The organism is Levilactobacillus brevis, assembly GCA_021383565.1.
GTDB classification, from domain to species: Bacteria; Bacillota; Bacilli; order Lactobacillales; family Lactobacillaceae; genus Levilactobacillus; species Levilactobacillus brevis_B.
Genome location: CP079699.1, coordinates 1057358 through 1073810 on the forward strand (window position 1 = coordinate 1057358; position 16453 = coordinate 1073810).

The 16453-nt window shown below is 48.5% G+C and carries 7 protein-coding genes; all 7 read right to left on the reverse strand.

Features of this window, described 5'->3' with window-relative positions; translation table 11 throughout:
- Positions 1 to 74: 74 nt before the first annotated feature.
- The 7 genes from KB236_05010 to asp1 all read right to left on the reverse strand — a co-directional run bounded on the left by KB236_05010 (position 75) and on the right by asp1 (position 16424).
- The gene (locus tag KB236_05010) at positions 75 to 1595 is read right to left on the reverse strand and encodes a glycosyltransferase (protein ID UIF30088.1); all 1521 of its coding nucleotides are present in this window, start codon (positions 1593 to 1595) and stop codon (positions 75 to 77) included.
- Positions 1596 to 1618: 23 nt separating this feature from the next.
- Positions 1619 to 1822: a hypothetical protein gene (locus tag KB236_05015; protein ID UIF30089.1), complete on the reverse strand. Its 204-nt coding sequence runs from the start codon at positions 1820 to 1822 to the stop codon at positions 1619 to 1621.
- A gap of 13 nt (positions 1823 to 1835) precedes the next feature.
- Positions 1836 to 3476 (reverse strand): glycosyl transferase family 1, encoded by a 1641-nt coding sequence (locus KB236_05020; GenBank protein UIF30090.1) that lies wholly within the window; start codon positions 3474 to 3476, stop codon positions 1836 to 1838.
- Positions 3477 to 3620: 144 nt separating this feature from the next.
- Complete coding sequence (locus KB236_05025; GenBank protein UIF30091.1) at positions 3621 to 11246, reverse strand: KxYKxGKxW signal peptide domain-containing protein; 7626 nt, start codon at positions 11244 to 11246, stop codon at positions 3621 to 3623.
- Between the two features lie 912 nt (positions 11247 to 12158).
- A complete protein-coding gene (locus tag KB236_05030) occupies positions 12159 to 13046 on the reverse strand; it encodes a hypothetical protein (GenBank protein UIF30092.1) in 888 nt (295 codons plus the stop codon).
- Between the two features lie 298 nt (positions 13047 to 13344).
- Positions 13345 to 14877: a glycosyltransferase gene (locus KB236_05035; GenBank protein UIF30093.1), complete on the reverse strand. Its 1533-nt coding sequence runs from the start codon at positions 14875 to 14877 to the stop codon at positions 13345 to 13347.
- Positions 14878 to 14894: 17 nt separating this feature from the next.
- A complete protein-coding gene (asp1, locus tag KB236_05040) occupies positions 14895 to 16424 on the reverse strand; it encodes an accessory Sec system glycosyltransferase Asp1 (GenBank protein ID UIF30094.1) in 1530 nt (509 codons plus the stop codon).
- Positions 16425 to 16453: the final 29 nt, after the last annotated feature.

The window sequence follows — 16453 nt, forward strand, 5'->3', positions numbered from 1 at the left end:
GTCCCACTGGCTACTGTATCTGCAATCAGTTATTACTTAAATTTCAATTCACCAATACTCCTCGCTACCACAGATCAATCGCGAACCGTTTGCCCTCGCTTAATCGTTGTCAGCAATGCTTGCCATTTGGCCATCACCGCCGCCTCTGTATAGCGTTTAGTCAACCGCAAACTATTCTTCATATAATTTTTCTGTAGTTTGGGATCTCGCAAGTACGAACGAACCTTCCAAAATAACAAGTCCTGATCGTCGCGTGTTACCAAATTGCCGTTCACACCGTCTTCCACCAATTCACTCGGACCATAACGGATGTCATAGCTAATCACCGGCACGCCAAAGCTGAGTGCCTCCAACGTGGCCAACGAGAAGCCCTCCTCATTACTCGTCATCATTTGCAAACTAGCCTGGGTGTACTCAGCAGATAAATCAGTAACAAACCCGCGAAAGAAGACATGTTCACTCAGGTCATGCTCAGCAACGTAAGCCCGAAGTTTCTGCTCTTCATCTTGGTTACCAAAACCAAATAGGTGCAACTCAACATCTGGAAATTCGGTCACCAACCGCGCAACTACTTGAACTTGATGCAATACTTGTTTCTCTGGCGAAAATCTGGCCACACCAATAATTCGGTGCGGTTTTTTTTGACGCAAGTTTACCTTCTGCGACTGCGTATAGCCAACTGGAATGACGGATATCGGCGGTAATTGGTCAAATCGCGCCTGTAAATCTACCTGCTGTTGATGCGTGGAGACGATGAACCGGTCGAATTTTTCCGGCTGTGACAATGGTACTTGATACGAACTCTTCAAGGGTGCCGTCAGAACATCCTCCTGCCCACGCGCATGGGTGCTGTGAAAGACCGCGCACACGGTGACATCAGTGGCAATATTCGCCATAGCTTGACCAATATAACCATTCTTATCACAGAAATAGACGTCCCCCACTGTATATAGCGTATCGAAGAAAAAGGTCTGGAGTTGTTCTTCGGTGTCAAAGAACCAGTCTCGTTGGCGAAAATTTTTGAGGATGACTCGCTTTAACACGGTTTGCCCTTTAACTTCCTGATACGTTTTTTCCATTTTAACCTGTCCGTTACGATTAAAATAAACCTCAGCTTGAACGCGTTGTTGTTCTTTCAGATATTTTGTCTGACTCAGAAACCCTCGAGAGTCGTAAATGTCTCGCTTAACCTTCTGATGGTCTTGATCAAAGTAATTCACGTAGACCAATTGCTGATGGTCTTCATTAGCAAAATGGGCGTACGCCACGTAACGATTCTGCTCGTCAAACAACCGGACATCCGGGGCAATGTCGACAAATTCTAAGCGAAAGCCACAGACTGTTTCCCAAAAATCCAACCAGTCTCGATGCACGTCAATATTATCATCGGTAGCCTCCTGAAAATAATCGTAGAGCGTAAAGCACCGTCCCTGAAGGCCAAACTTAACTGCGTTTTCATGAATTTTAGGATTGTACTTGGTATAAAGACAGGTTGCTGGCCATCCGGCATCGGTAAATAACTTCATGCGATTTACCTGAGCCTTTTCGATACCCGTCAATTTCCCGTTTAGATACGCCCCAACAAAGTAATTCATTTGGCTCCCGCTCCTTTAGTCCATTAAACTTCCCACGGATATTTACCATTTTTATCTTTCTTCGTGTGTTTCATCATGTACTCAGTCCGTTCGTCCATCCGCTTACGGGTCTTTTTTTTATTTCGGTGTCGAACGACCAACACTACAATCCCCAAGACAATGTAGATAGACATTCGAATAAACATCTGAACTTTTTTGTACGCAAACACGCTGGTCAAGATTATCACGGGTCGTCACCTCCTAATAGTTGTAGCGTACATAATTAATCAAACCAGAGAGAAAATGCTCACAGTCATCGATTCGCGTTCGAAAGTGATCATTCCGGGTAAAGAAGCCACCGTAAAATTTGCTGGGCTTGTAGAAAAACATAGCAACCTCGGGTTCAAACGCTCCAACCACTAGCTCATGCTCGGCTCGATATATCCAAACCGCCCGCAAATATTGGACATCATAGTTCTCAAGGAGATCGTCATTACCCGTCCGCTGAACAGCAGCCACCAAACGCATCGTGGCATTCAGGAGCTCCAAGCGGGTTGGATGTGGTGTTATCTGCCGTTTAATAATGTCTAGCTGATCGAACGCATTCTGCAGCCCCATGGCCATGTACTCGCGATTATCAGGAAAGACATGAACCGCCTCGTTCGTCGCGTAGGCAATCCAGTGATCATGATACTTGCCATAGTCATTTTTTACCATAAAGTCAAGCGTCTGCTGTGCCAGCTGTCGAATCTCCTCATCATCAGTGAGCTTGAACAATCGAAGTAGTGCAAAGACAATCTCACCTTCATAGTAAATAATGCGGAAGTGGTCTTTGACCGTCAAATCGGAATTCAACACGTGATTGAACTCGCCCGATGACTGACGAAACGCCTGCACACCGTAAAAAGCCTGACGGGCAACCTCAGTAAATTGGATATCTTGCGTCACTTCTTGATATTTGCAGAGCGCCAAGATTAGCATAGCTTGCGCACCCAGCTTAATTTCTGGTGTTCCTTTTTTCGGTCGTTCAATCACCAACCGTGCGCCATCATGAGTAATCGTTAACTCGTCAATACCCCATTTCAAGGCCCGCTTCACGCGATCAAAATCTTCAGTTTTACCAGTAAATGCAATTGCTTCCAGTAACGCATAAATACTGGAAAAGTGGCGCACACTATTATAGTTTGTTAAAACTCGCTGCATTGCTGGGAAATAACCATAAATAAATTTGCCATTGTCTTGGATTTGCCGTGCTAGATAAGATTCCCCTGCTATCAAATAGTCTGTAATCTCCCGGCGGGGGTCAAGGAGCCGCCGTACACCGATCGTTCCATCCTCCCATGTTGCTAACGGCCAGATATGCTGCCCATCGGAAAAGATACCAAAAGTTGAAAAGCTCCAAATATACTGATTGCCTGCCAAATCAGGTTGCTCGCATCCATCACGTGTTTGTAAATAACGCGCGATTGCTTCAAAATCTAACCAACTACCGGTCTTATTCTCTCCAATAACATGTGCTTCCCCGGGATGAATGAACTCGTGGCCGTTAATTTCCATTTCCAGCAAAGCCGAGTGGAAATCAGCATCGAAGCTAAGTCCTCGCCGCCAAAAGTTCATGCGCTTCATGGATTTTAATTCACGCTGTAAACCAGTCATTTTTCTGCGCTGAACACCGCACACAGCATCAATTCGAACCCAAGAATTCTGCGATGCCGGTGCCAAAATCATCAGAATTTTCGACCATGCCGCTTCGAAATTATTTTCATGAATAAACTTAGTTGTTGCGCGATGGCGTCGATCTGAAACCGACAATGCTAATGTAACCTTTCCTGTTGCAACATCTTGGGCTGAACCAAGATTACTCATCGCCTCTCGAAATTCTCTGATCACTGACTTTTTCATCACTAGAACCGCCCTTCGGATTTACTTCTCTTACAGATAAGAGCCCCCCCAGTTTGACCCAAAGGGGACCCGATTGGGTATAAATTAAGTATACCCACATTCAACATCTTTTATTACTATTTGCATCCTTTGTAACGATTAATTCTAGTCGTCACCGTGCTTTCTATTCTTGCCACCAAAGTACCACCATGAGCCACCAGTTACCGCTGCAATTGCAGCTAGGATTGATCCCCAAAGTGTCAGGTTGTTACCATCCTTTTGTGCGCTCTGATCGGCTGTCGTTCCATCACTAGTCGTGGCCGAGTTGGCAGCCCCACTCTTCGATGCACTCGGCTTGTCAGCAGACTTCTTATCCGACGAGTCATTTGCAGAAGAACTAGCGTTATTGCCATTAGCAACTGGATTAGCTAGGTTAGTAGCAACGGGTTGCTCGCCTGTTTCTGCGGGTGATGAGCTTGCAGTGCCAAGCAACATAGCCATTGCGGAAGCTGTTCCAGCGTAAGTCCCAGCTGTACCCACACCAGCGTTCGCATCAGCATTTGAACTACTGTTATTGCTACCAGTTTCAGCACCATTTCCACCATTACCAGCAGAACCGGAATTGCTACCGTTAGAATCAGAACCGTTGCCATTACCAGTGTTAGAACCACTATCGGCATTCGAGTCACTGTCGGAATCAGAGTCGCTATCACTGTCCGAATCTGAGTCACTATCAGAGTCCGAGTCACTGTCTGAATCAGAGTCGCTATCCGAGTCGGAATCGCTATCCGAGTCAGAGTCACTATCTGAATCGGAATCACCATCTGAGTCGGAGTCGCTATCACTGTCCGAATCTGAGTCACTATCAGAGTCCGAGTCACTGTCGGAATCCGAGTCGCTATCTGAGTCGGAATCACTGTCGGAATCAGAGTCGCTGTCGGAATCCGAATCACTATCGGAATCAGAGTCACTATCGGAATCAGAATCACTGTCGGAATCACTGTCTGAGTCTGAGTCACTGTCGGAGTCGGAATCACTGTCTGAGTCTGAGTCACTGTCAGAATCTGAATCACTGTCTGAGTCAGAGTCACTGTCGGAATCAGAGTCGCTATCCGAGTCGGAATCGCTATCCGAGTCAGAGTCACTATCGGAATCAGAATCACTATCTGAGTCGGAATCGCTATCCGAGTCAGAGTCACTATCGGAATCAGAATCACTGTCGGAATCTGAATCGCTGTCAGAGTCGGAATCACTGTCGGAATCAGAGTCGCTATCTGAGTCTGAGTCGCTATCCGAGTCAGAATCTGAATCGCTGTCAGAGTCGGAATCACTATCTGAGTCGGAATCACTGTCGGAATCAGAATCACTGTCTGAGTCTGAGTCGCTATCTGAGTCTGAGTCACTGTCTGAGTCCGAGTCGCTGTCGGAATCCGAATCGCTATCTGAATCAGAGTCACTGTCTGAGTCCGAATCACTGTCTGAGTCCGAGTCACTGTCGGAATCCGAATCGCTGTCAGAGTCCGAATCACTATCCGAGTCAGAATCACTGTCAGAATCTGAATCGCTGTCTGAGTCGGAATCCGAATCACTATCAGAGTCACTGTCTGAGTCGGAGTCACTGTCTGAGTCGGAATCGCTATCCGAGTCAGAGTCACTATCGGAATCAGAATCACTATCTGAGTCGGAATCGCTGTCGGAGTCGGAATCACTGTCGGAATCTGAATCGCTGTCGGAGTCGGAATCACTATCTGAGTCAGAGTCGCTGTCGGAATCAGAATCACTATCTGAGTCGGAATCACTGTCGGAATCCGAGTCGCTATCCGAGTCAGAGTCACTATCTGAGTCGGAATCACTGTCAGAGTCTGAGTCACTGTCAGAATCTGAATCGCTGTCTGAGTCCGAATCACTATCTGAGTCGGAGTCACTATCTGAGTCGGAGTCGCTATCCGAGTCGGAGTCACTGTCGGAGTCCGAGTCACTATCTGAATCTGAATCGCTGTCTGAGTCCGAATCACTATCTGAGTCGGAGTCGCTGTCGGAATCAGAATCACTGTCGGAGTCTGAGTCGCTATCTGAATCGGAATCACTATCAGAGTCGGAGTCACTATCTGAGTCCGAATCACTGTCAGAGTCTGAGTCACTGTCGGAATCAGAATCACTATCAGAGTCGGAGTCGCTATCGGAATCAGAATCACTGTCAGAGTCGGAATCGCTGTCGGAGTCCGAGTCACTGTCGGAGTCGGAATCGCTATCGGAATCAGAGTCACTATCAGAGCCCGAATCACTATCTGAATCAGAGTCACTATCAGAATCAGAATCACTGTCGGAGTCGGAATCACTGTCGGAGTCCGAGTCACTATCTGAGTCGGAATCGCTATCCGAGTCGGAATCGCTATCCGAATCGGAGTCACTGTCGGAGTCGGAATCGCTATCTGAATCAGAATCACTATCTGAATCAGAGTCACTATCCGAGTCAGAGTCACTATCGGAATCCGAATCACTATCAGAGTCGGAATCACTATCTGAGTCAGAGTCACTGTCAGAATCGGAGTCGCTATCCGAGTCAGAGTCACTGTCAGAATCTGAATCGCTGTCGGAATCCGAATCACTGTCAGAGTCTGAGTCACTGTCAGAGTCTGAGTCACTGTCGGAATCCGAATCACTATCAGAGTCCGAGTCCGAATCACTATCGGAATCAGAGTCACTATCGGAATCCGAATCGCTATCCGAGTTGGGGTCTGAATCACTGTCTGAGTCAGAGTCGCTGTCAGAATCTGAGTCGCTATCTGAATCGGAGTCACTGTCAGAATCGGAATCAATATCGGAATCGGAGTCACTATCTGAGTCAGAATCACTGTCTGAGTCAGAGTCACTGTCAGAGTTCGAGTCACTATCTGAATCAGAGTCACTGTCGGAATCGGAGTCGCTATCCGAGTCGGAGTCGCCATCCGAGTCGGAGTCACTATCGGAATCTGAATCGCTGTCAGAGTCGGAATCACTATCGGAGTCGGAGTCACTGTCAGAATCGGAGTCGCTATCTGAGTCGGAGTCACTGTCGGAATCACTGTCAGAATCTGAATCGCTGTCTGAGTCGGAATCACTATCAGAGTCGCTGTCGGAATCCGAATCGCTATCTGAGTCAGAATCACTATCGGAGTCGGAATCGCTATCTGAATTATCTTCCGCAGCAATCGCTAAATTAGCATAGCTTAACGCGTCATTTGCTGCACTGGAAGCTTTATCCTTTGCTGTCTTAGCTGCGGAGGCTGCAGATTGTGCCTGAGAAGCATAATCCTTAGCAGCCGCATTGTCGCCAGCAGCTTCTGCCGATTTAGCATTATTGTAATGTTCAGCAGCTGTTGAGGCAGCAGCTGAGGCTTCCGAAGCTGCAGACGAAGCTGTTGCTGCCGCGTCTTGTGCCTGGGTTGCGTATGAAGCTGCGCTAGAATTATTGCCCGCATACTGATCAGCAACGTTAGCATAAGAGCTTGCTACAGAAGCGTAATTATCGGCTTCTGCTGCGGCCGAGGCTGCTTCCGAGGCTGCCGATTCAGCATCTTCAGAGGTTGTACCATTAACTGTTAACAATCCGGCACCCAACGTGGTTGTTGTTCCACCAGAAGTAATCTTTAAGAAGTAGTAACCACCTTGGTTAGTCTTAACATCAGACAAGGAAAGTGTGGCGCTCGTTGCGCCAGCAATTGCTTCTTGCGTTCCATTTTCAGTACTTGCGTAATACCACTGATAAGTCGCCGTTTCCGAGCTAGATCCTGCATCAGTAGCAGGTGTCCATTCTAAATCTTCGCCGGCGTTAACCGTCTGATCGTTCAGACCACTACCAACCGTAACTACCTTAGTTGCCGTATACGTGGTGCCATCAGCATTGGTAATCATTGCAGTAATTGTTGTTGTTCCTTTAGCACCTTCAACGGTCTTGAACACACCGGAAGAATCAATGGTGGCTACTGCCGTGTTACTACTGGTCCAGGTCACATTACCCGTAGCATTTACAGGATTCGTGTTTGCCACATAGTTCGTCATATCATTTGTGAAGACGTAACTATCACCCTGAATCTCAATTCCCGTCGCAGGAATTTCGCTGTCATAAATGTCCACTTCGGCTAAATTACTGTAAAGCGTATCCCCTATCAAACCGTATGAGGACTTTACTTGGAAAATCAAAGTTCCTGTGTACGTTTCACTGGTCTTAACGGTCAGCGTTGAGCTCAAAGTAGAGGTTGTGATGAAACCACCCGTCTTATCGGAAACATCTTGCGATTCCAGATACCCGGCAGACACTGCCTTAGCGACCGTCATCCACTTACCGTTAGCCTGAACGTACCAAGTACTTGAAGCACCAAAGATATTTCCAAAACCAGCAACCTTAGAAGTCGTCGTCAGCGAAATTGTACTCCCAGCAACGGTCGTCGTTAATGCTGCTGGTTGCTGCGTGTACCCGGAACTCATGGTAAGTCCCCAAAGGGTTGAGGCATTCCCACTTGGTTTTCCATAGGTACTGCTAGTGTTGTTCGAGTAGTTCACTGCATAGCTGGCAGCGACTGTTGCGTCGGATGCGGCTGTCGTTGCCGCTACTGCGTAGGAGCTGGCATCGACCATAGCTGAATCAGCTGAGGCCGCAAACTGACTTGCCTCCACAAAGTTACCCACGCTAACCGCCGACGAAGCCAACGTCATGTAGCTCGTCGCTGCAAGTGCTGCCTCATCACCGTAAGCAGCATCCAGTAAAGCCGACTGAGCGTAATAGGCTGCCTGGGCCACGTAGGAAGAACCTAGACTCGTGTTAGTCTTCATCGCCGTCGCTAACGAATTAGCAACTGATGAAGCTGCACTCGCTTCTGTCGCCGCAGTCGAAGTAGCTACTGCGGCTGAACTGGCTAACGTAGTCGTATTAGCTAATTGTGCGTCAACAATCGTCTTCGTTGCTGAACTGGCCGCTGCTGAGGCTGCACTCAGTTGATCGTTGGTATAAGCCAAATAGGTAACCGCTTCGTCATACATCATTTCTGCGGTATCTGCATCACCTTCCGCTGCCGCTGAAGCTGCCGTTGAAGCTGCTTCGGCTGCCTCATTGGCATTGCTTAAGGCCGCAGAAGCCGCAGAGTTTGCTGCTTCATAGAAATCGGTAGCTCCAGAATTAAAGTCAGCAGCTGAAGAGTAGGCATTCGTCGCATCATTAGCATGAGACCCAGCAATCGTTGCCAGATTAGCCGCTTCATTCGCAGCACTGGCCGTTAATTCAGCATAGCTAGAAGCCAAGTAGTCATTAGCCTTAGCCTTCTCCAATGCCGTATTCACGTGACCCAGTGCGGTGCTGGCCGCGGTACTAGCCGCGGTGTTGTATGAGCTTGCAGTTGAAGCTGCCGCGGCTGCATCTAGTGCGTAAGAACTGGCCGCGGAATAATCCTTAGCCGTTTCAAAAGCCGCTGCGTTACTGTAAGCCGTGCTGGCTGCCATTGCCGCACTTGTTGCGCTAGAAGCATTGGTTGCCGCAATGGAAGCTTGCGTTTTAGCCATTTCGGCATAGGACTTCGCTGCAACAATATTCTCAATATCCGCAACTTCATAGGCATTGGCAATCGCGCTGCTAGCTGCCGAAGTTGAGGCATTGGCCGCATCCGCGTAACTTGCGGCCAGGCTCGCCGAACTTGACGCTTGATCCGTGTAATCTCCGTTAGCATCTGTCACAACGACGGTTAAAACATTAGACGCCGCTTGGATTGATGACGTAATCACAACCGCAGTGACTTTTTTACCCGTAACTACTGCTTGGAAGTAATATGTTCCTGCTGTATTTAAGGTGATGTTATTGATCGTCGTTGTCTTGCTTCCAGTGGTTGTTTTTAATTCATTCCAAGCCTTACCATCCGTTGAGTAATACCACGTATACGTCTGTGTCCCGGTCAGAGAATAAAGCGTCCCTAGCCCACTAATGGTCGTAGTAATGGTTAAAGTATCTCCTACAGAAATCGCATCATTGTCAATCGCTGTAACTAATGTGGCACCATCCGCATCGGTGGCTTGACCCTCAACATGTGTATTAAACTTTTCTGCCAACGTTGCAGCAACATCGGCATCACTAGCTGCAGATGACGCTAAGACTGCGAAACTCGAAGCAGCTTTAGCATAAGAAGTGGCGTCCTTAGCGTTGGCGGCGTTAGTAGCGTTGACCGCAGCCGTTGAAGCTGCTGCGGCGGCTGCCGCGGCGATAGTTGCTGAACTGGCAGCATCAGCGGCATAAAGAACGGATTGATCACCTTCGTACTTTGCTGCTTCGCTCGCTGAAACGCCGGCGGCACTGGCAGCCAAACTCGCGCTGACAGCGCTAACTGTAGCACCACTAGCAATGTTCGCTACGGCCAGTGTTGAGGCTTGTTCAGCCTGATCTTCAGCAGTTGTCTTGGCTTCTGTTGCCGTTGATAACGTGTTCACAGCTTCGCTCGCCAAACTGTTAGCCGTCGAAAGCGCTCCCATTGCAGCCGTGTATTCTGTATCATCTGTTGCTGTGGCAGCAGCAGCCGCAGCACTGCTGGCCACCGTCCAAGCCTGAGCTGCTTTAATAACTGCTTCATTCAACGCTGCAGCTGCGCTGGAAGCTTCCGCCGCAGCGCTGTTGGCCGACGAATAAGCTGCCAAGGCTGCCGAATTATTCTTATCATATTGCGTAGCCGTGTAAGCACTACTTGCAGCAACCGCCGCCGCGGAAGCCAAGTCCGTAGCCACACTAGCAGCAGAGTTCACGTTCACATTAGCACTGCTAACCAAATTGACAATCTGTTTCGTCGCGGCGTTACGCGCATCCGTAGCTGCTGTGGTCGCTAATGAAGCATACGAACTCACAACATCTGTGTAGGAACTCGCCATTGATAAGGCATTCACGTAAGCCACCGTATTAGAACCAACATCACCAGCAGCACTACCCGCAGCGATATCAATCGATGCTTGGGAATACATGGCGGCCAAACTATTATAATGCTCGACAAAATCATAGGCTTTTTCTGCTTGCTTGTAGGCGCTTTGCGCAGCACTATTGGCCGCTTGGACGTCTAAAGCATTTTGCGATTCCACCACTGCGGCATAACTGCTAGCAGCGCTAGCCGCCGATGACGCAGTGGCCAAGTCAGCAGCTGCAGCTGAATTTTCGGCCGCAGTACTGCTGTTGGTAGCAGAGCTGGATACCGTAGCGCTTTCATAAACAGGTGTGACAACAGTTTTCTTCGTTGTAGCCACCCGCGCAACGGTCTGACTAACTTCTTTGGTCAGCGTCACATCAACCTTGGCAGCTGTGGCAAGACTAGCAGCCGTACTGGCCGTATTCTCGGCAGTGCTGGATGCACTCGTCGCCTCGGCTGAAGTGGCTACCACGCTGGTTGTACTTGTCGCAGCGTTTGATGATGTTGTTTCTGAACTACTGCTAGTCTCAACTTTTTCATCTTCTTGAACCGCGGCTACTGAAGCAGCCGAAGATGTTGCGGCACTACTAGCCGTCGAACCAGATGCGCTATTAGCGGCTACCCCCGTGGTGCTCGCTGACGTGGCTCCTGATTCTACTTCATCTGCAGCTGAACTCGCTGAACTAGCCGCCGATGAGACGACTTTGGCATTGGTTTGTGTGTCAGCTTGACTGCTGGTATCCGCACTCGCAGTCAGTGTTCCGGCCCCCAAAAGCGAAAACGATGCTAATGCAGCGAAAACCCAGGTTTTCCCTACCTTGTACATCTTATACCGCAATTTTGGATCGCCATTAAAAGCTTTATTCCGCATGAATTTCACTTTTAATCGTCCTCCTTAAGTTGTCTGTAAATGGCCGATCGTAAATATGCCTCCCAGTTACGCATCATACTTACTTATTTGAAAATTGAGTATAATCGGCTAATATACTTTTCTATAATGAAGAGTCGTCCATGTAAACGTATACCCCCTATAAACGAAATCTTCAACGAGCTTATTCTATCACAAATTTACTATCGATACTATTTTAAAGATAAAATTATTATTGGTCTATCTAAGAAAATGGTAAAAATCCAGATTTTCTATTTTTTTATCAGGTGTTTTTAATTATTAAGCCAACTGATTATCCATCTATTTATATGCCTATAAGAAGCTTTTTAACTGTTCTAATCAGTTTGTCAACTCTTTATTTGTCATCAATTAAAAGGGTTTTAGATTTCAAAAAATCCATCCTATTTTTTTGAATCATTAACAACTCCGATCAAATGTCGATTTGTTAGTTGGACTTTTTTCGATATTTTATTATATTTGGATTAGAATTTCTGTCTAATTTCGTTTATCTCATCGTAATTTAGACCCATAAAATAAAAAGAATTGCAATTAAATAGCTTATAATTGTACGGAATACTTATGGGATATTAACTAACATTCATCACGTTTTACTCACAAGTTTGAAAATATGTAACATTGTTTTTTTCTGCCGCATCTTAACGTCAAAATACATCTTTAGGAAACCCCAACTTTAAATTTTGACGAAGTATCCCTGAAAGAATTCGTTTTCCTAGCAATCGCTTTCATTTAGATAGTTATGTAAGTACGATGAAATTGCCACAAATTACCCAACAATAAGCATCTTCCTATCAATTGTTTTTTTAATCCGTTGTCAAAAAATAAGCAAAAAAAGATCCACCTGTCTCCGGCCATTAGCCGTTGGTAGATCCTTCACTTTATTCTTTATTTGATTACCGCAACGCGCCCTGAATGATAGACCACAGTCAGTTGATGTCCTGACAAGACACTAGTAGCCACACGCTGCGGTCGCTGCCAACTCGTTCCGGCGATAGCAAGGGCCGCTGCATCCATAGGTGTACTCCGAATACCTCGACGATTGGCCGGCAAGCGATTAGGACCCGTTTCCCAAACGCCCATGACCTCGGTCGTAATGTAGCCTTCGCGGCCGGCATTCTCCCCCGCCGGACCACCGCCCAGATCGGGAATCCCCAGTGCATGACGAATCTCACGAATTAAGACGGCCTCACGATTGACCTGATTATCTTGCGTAGAAAATCCCTGTGACTGCCAGTTTTTCGGAAAGAACTGGATACCCGTGCCATCGTAGTGTTGGCCACCAAGATACTTCTGTTTGGTCTGGCTGTCATGAATAACCTCATCACTGGCACGCGCCTTGTCCACAACCTGAACGATTGTCTCACCCGCAACTTTATTCCAAAAAGTGGCAGCATCCTTAACCATCGGCGTACGCATCAGCTTTGATTCATTGTATAGCTGTAGCACGCCATCACTTCCCATAAAATTTTGAATGTTCTGTCCCGACTGACGATAGGTGTAATCCGTCGCTACCCGGGCCAAACTGGCATTTCCCGTATACTTATTACCATGTGTCAATCGCGTTAACGTTTGTAGTGTTAACGTTTGTAGTTGTGGTTTAGAAAAAAGCTTTTGATTTACGACGCCCTCATTAGGGTTGTATGGCTTCGTTCGTTGGTAATAGCGGATATTACCGGACATCAAAATGTGTAGCCGGTTCATTCCCGCAAAGACACCCATGATTACCATTGCAAGGCCCAACAGCCAACCCAATCGCTTTAGCCATTTTTGCATACGACTCATCCCCCAGCGATACAGTCGAAGTCACTGCGCCATTGTTATAACGAACCGACCGCAACGACTTGGTCAAAATCCAACTGTCGAGTCGACGCGGTCAGCTGTGACTGTGAGTACAATCGACGGGCAATCTTACCTCGCCGATCCGCCTTCGTTCACTGATAGTAATGCCGATTGGGCTCGTACGTGACGTCTCGTGTGACCAGATACCATCTGTTCGTCGCATTTTGACACCCCTTAAAGAAAAACCGCCCAAACGTATCTAACGTTCAGCGGCTTTTCGTATCCAACCGCGCTATCCAGCGGCAGTGACGGTCGTCAAACTCTCAAAATAGTCCAGTAATTCCTGCCACTGGGCAAACACCGCGTCTTCGGAATAACGCTTGGCATTGTCGTAGGCGGCGTCACTGAATTTCTGTAGCAATTGCCGGTCGCCCAGCAGCTTAATCAGTGCATCCGCCAGCTGTTGCGGCTGGCCATTTTCAGTCAAAATCCCGGTCTGACCATCCTGAATGATGTCGCTAGGCCCATACTTAACGTCGTTGGCCACCATCGGGACACCGTGAGACTGCGCCTCTAGCAAGGTCAACGAGAACCCTTCGGCCCGACTAGGTAGCACGCCAATCTGCGCGCGATCATAGACCGCACCGATATCGTGGGTGTAGCCCTTAAAGCTGACCACATCACTCAGACCAGCATCGACCACCTGCTGCTTGAATTTCTTCTCAATATCGCCGTTCGCATAGCCCCATAATTCCAAGCGTGCATCCGGAAATTGTTGATGAACCTGCGCGAACGCCTCGATGGAATGGTTCTGCTGCTTTTCCGGTGCCAGCCGCGCCACGTGAACGATCAGATTCTTCTGGCGCTGGTCAAAATCCTGATGCTGGGCCGCAATCTCAGCGTTCGTGACGTAGCCCACGGGAATCGTGAAGGCCGGAATCGCCGTTCCAAATCGGTCAACGATATCCTGACTCTGTTCCGGTGTCGCTGAAATGACGGCATCCCACTTATTCCAGTTATTCAGCGCGTTGGTATAGTTATTATTCAACGGCGAATGGCGCATGTCGCTGGGGTCACTAACATGGTCATTGTGCAGATGCAACACCTTAAAGGCTGGCGTTTCCATGTGGAAGAGTCCCCAGTCACACTCGACAGTCCGGTCACAAATAAAGACGTTGTGGGCGGTCTGCCGATTCAATTCATCGTAGAAGAACCGCGTCAGCTCATTCATCCCCGTGAAGACCCAGCTACTGTGCCGATAATTCAGCACACGCCACGACAGACAAGCCTTGCCTGCCCGGTTGAGGTAGTGATTCTTCTCGATGTGTGCTTGACCATCCGGCCCGAAATACTGTTCCTGCGAGATCTTCCCGTCCCAGTCGAAGAATTGTTCCAGGCACTTGAACCCCCGAACATCCCACCACACCATCTTGACGGTTCGACCATTCACGTCAAAATACTGGACGTTACTGATCTCTTCACTATTTTTCCGGAAGTAAACAATCATCAGCATCTTCCCCTGCGCGAAAACCTGTAGCTGATTGTCCTTGCGCGTCGTCGTGGTGTTCGCCGGCAAGGGAAAGTCGCCCAACGTAAACGACTGACTGGACACGTCACCACTGCCACAAAAGAACTCAAACAAGTTGACAAAATTTTTCCGCGCAATACCAGCTTGCTTTAGGATGTTACTCAGCTCCATCGAGAACACCCGCGTCACGATCTTGGCGGGTACCTGATGCTTGTCAAATAACCGTAACCGATTGATTTCGGCCTGTTCAATCCCTGATTTTGAATACTGCATGTTGTCATTTAAGAAATAATACATCCTCGCACCGTCCCTTCCTAAACCGTTACGTGCGTCTCAAGCGCCTTCTGCCACCGATTCCAAACCTTCCGACGCGTCCATTGCGCCCGCGAATTCGTGTACGCTGCGTCACTAAACGTCGCCAGTTGATCCGCGTCCGTAAATAGGCCCACGATCTTCTCGGCCATTGCCAGCGTCTGCCCCGGATCGACCAAGTACCCATCCTGGCCATCGGTAATGAAGGCCGCCGGACCGTAATTAAAGCGATAGCTCACCACGGGTAACCCATGCATCAGCGCCTCCATCGTGGCTAGCGGCCCACCATCAGCCAACGACGTATTGATTAGAACCTGATAGCCATCGTAAAAGTCCGTTAGATTAGGCACATAATCTTTGAAGGTCACGCTATCCGCTAGTTTCAGATCAGTCACCAACTTCTTCATATCCGCGACGTATTGCGGGTCGCCATAGCCGTACAGGGTAAATGTCGCGTCCGGAACGCGGTCCTTGACCAGCGCGAATAGCCGCAACTGCTGATCAATCTGTTTATCCTGCCCAATTCGTCCGACGTACAACAGGCTATGCGGCTGCCGCTGACTCGGCGCCACCTTCTCCGTGCCTTCCTTGGACAGGGGCGTCGTCGTGACGGCGGGCATGGCAAAGATCGTTGCCTTGGGGAACCGCGTGTGCAAGTGCTCCGCTTGCTGTGGCGTGGCCGTGATAAAACCATCAAAGTGGCTGAAGTGTTCAAAGGCGGGCTCTAAGAAACCATCCAGAGCAGCGTGGACTGGATCGTTAGGGTTAACGGCATGATTAATCGGAATGTACAGATATTTGTGGGACGCATCGTTCAAGGCCAACAACGGCTGAACCCCCGTCCCCGGTCGGTCAACGATAAACGTCGTGGTCTCGGTATCGCGGTTACTAAGTTCATTCAAGAAGAAAGTAAACAGATCATCCCGATTCTGGAAGAACCGGTCACCCTCACCGCGATAGTCCTTCAGCAGGATTCGCGACAACAACGGATTGCCCTTCGTATCCGCCGCATAGTATTCCTCCAACGCGGTCCGACCGCTCGGCGTGTAGTACCGTTGCAAGATGAGCTTCCCGTTTTGACCGAAGTATTGCGTGGCCGACTTGAACCCGCGCCAATCCCAGAGGTCGGTCCCCACGCGGTTTCCTTGGGGATCGAAGAACTCCTGATAGAAGACTCGACCGATGGTTCCGGGAATAAAGCCCACATTTTCCACCAACCGATCGCCATTGGCCACGCTACTGAAGTTGGCCCCCACCGTGATCTCGTATTCAATCGGAATATTCAGGTTATCCGTCGTCTTCACCTGAACCGGCTGTACGTCCGTGGCCTGTTGAAAATAATCAAACATATTCAGAATTTGGTCATCCGTGACGCCAAAGTCCCCAATTGTCCGATGAAGTAACCGGTCATAAATTTTGGTGACAATCTTCGCCGGCGCCTTGTAGTGGTTAAACAGCTTGACGCGGTTCATGGCCGTATGCTCCACACTCGAATTTTTTTGTAAAATGTATTCGTTAATAAAGTAGTACACAGCGCAACACTCCCATTCGTTTAATGGTT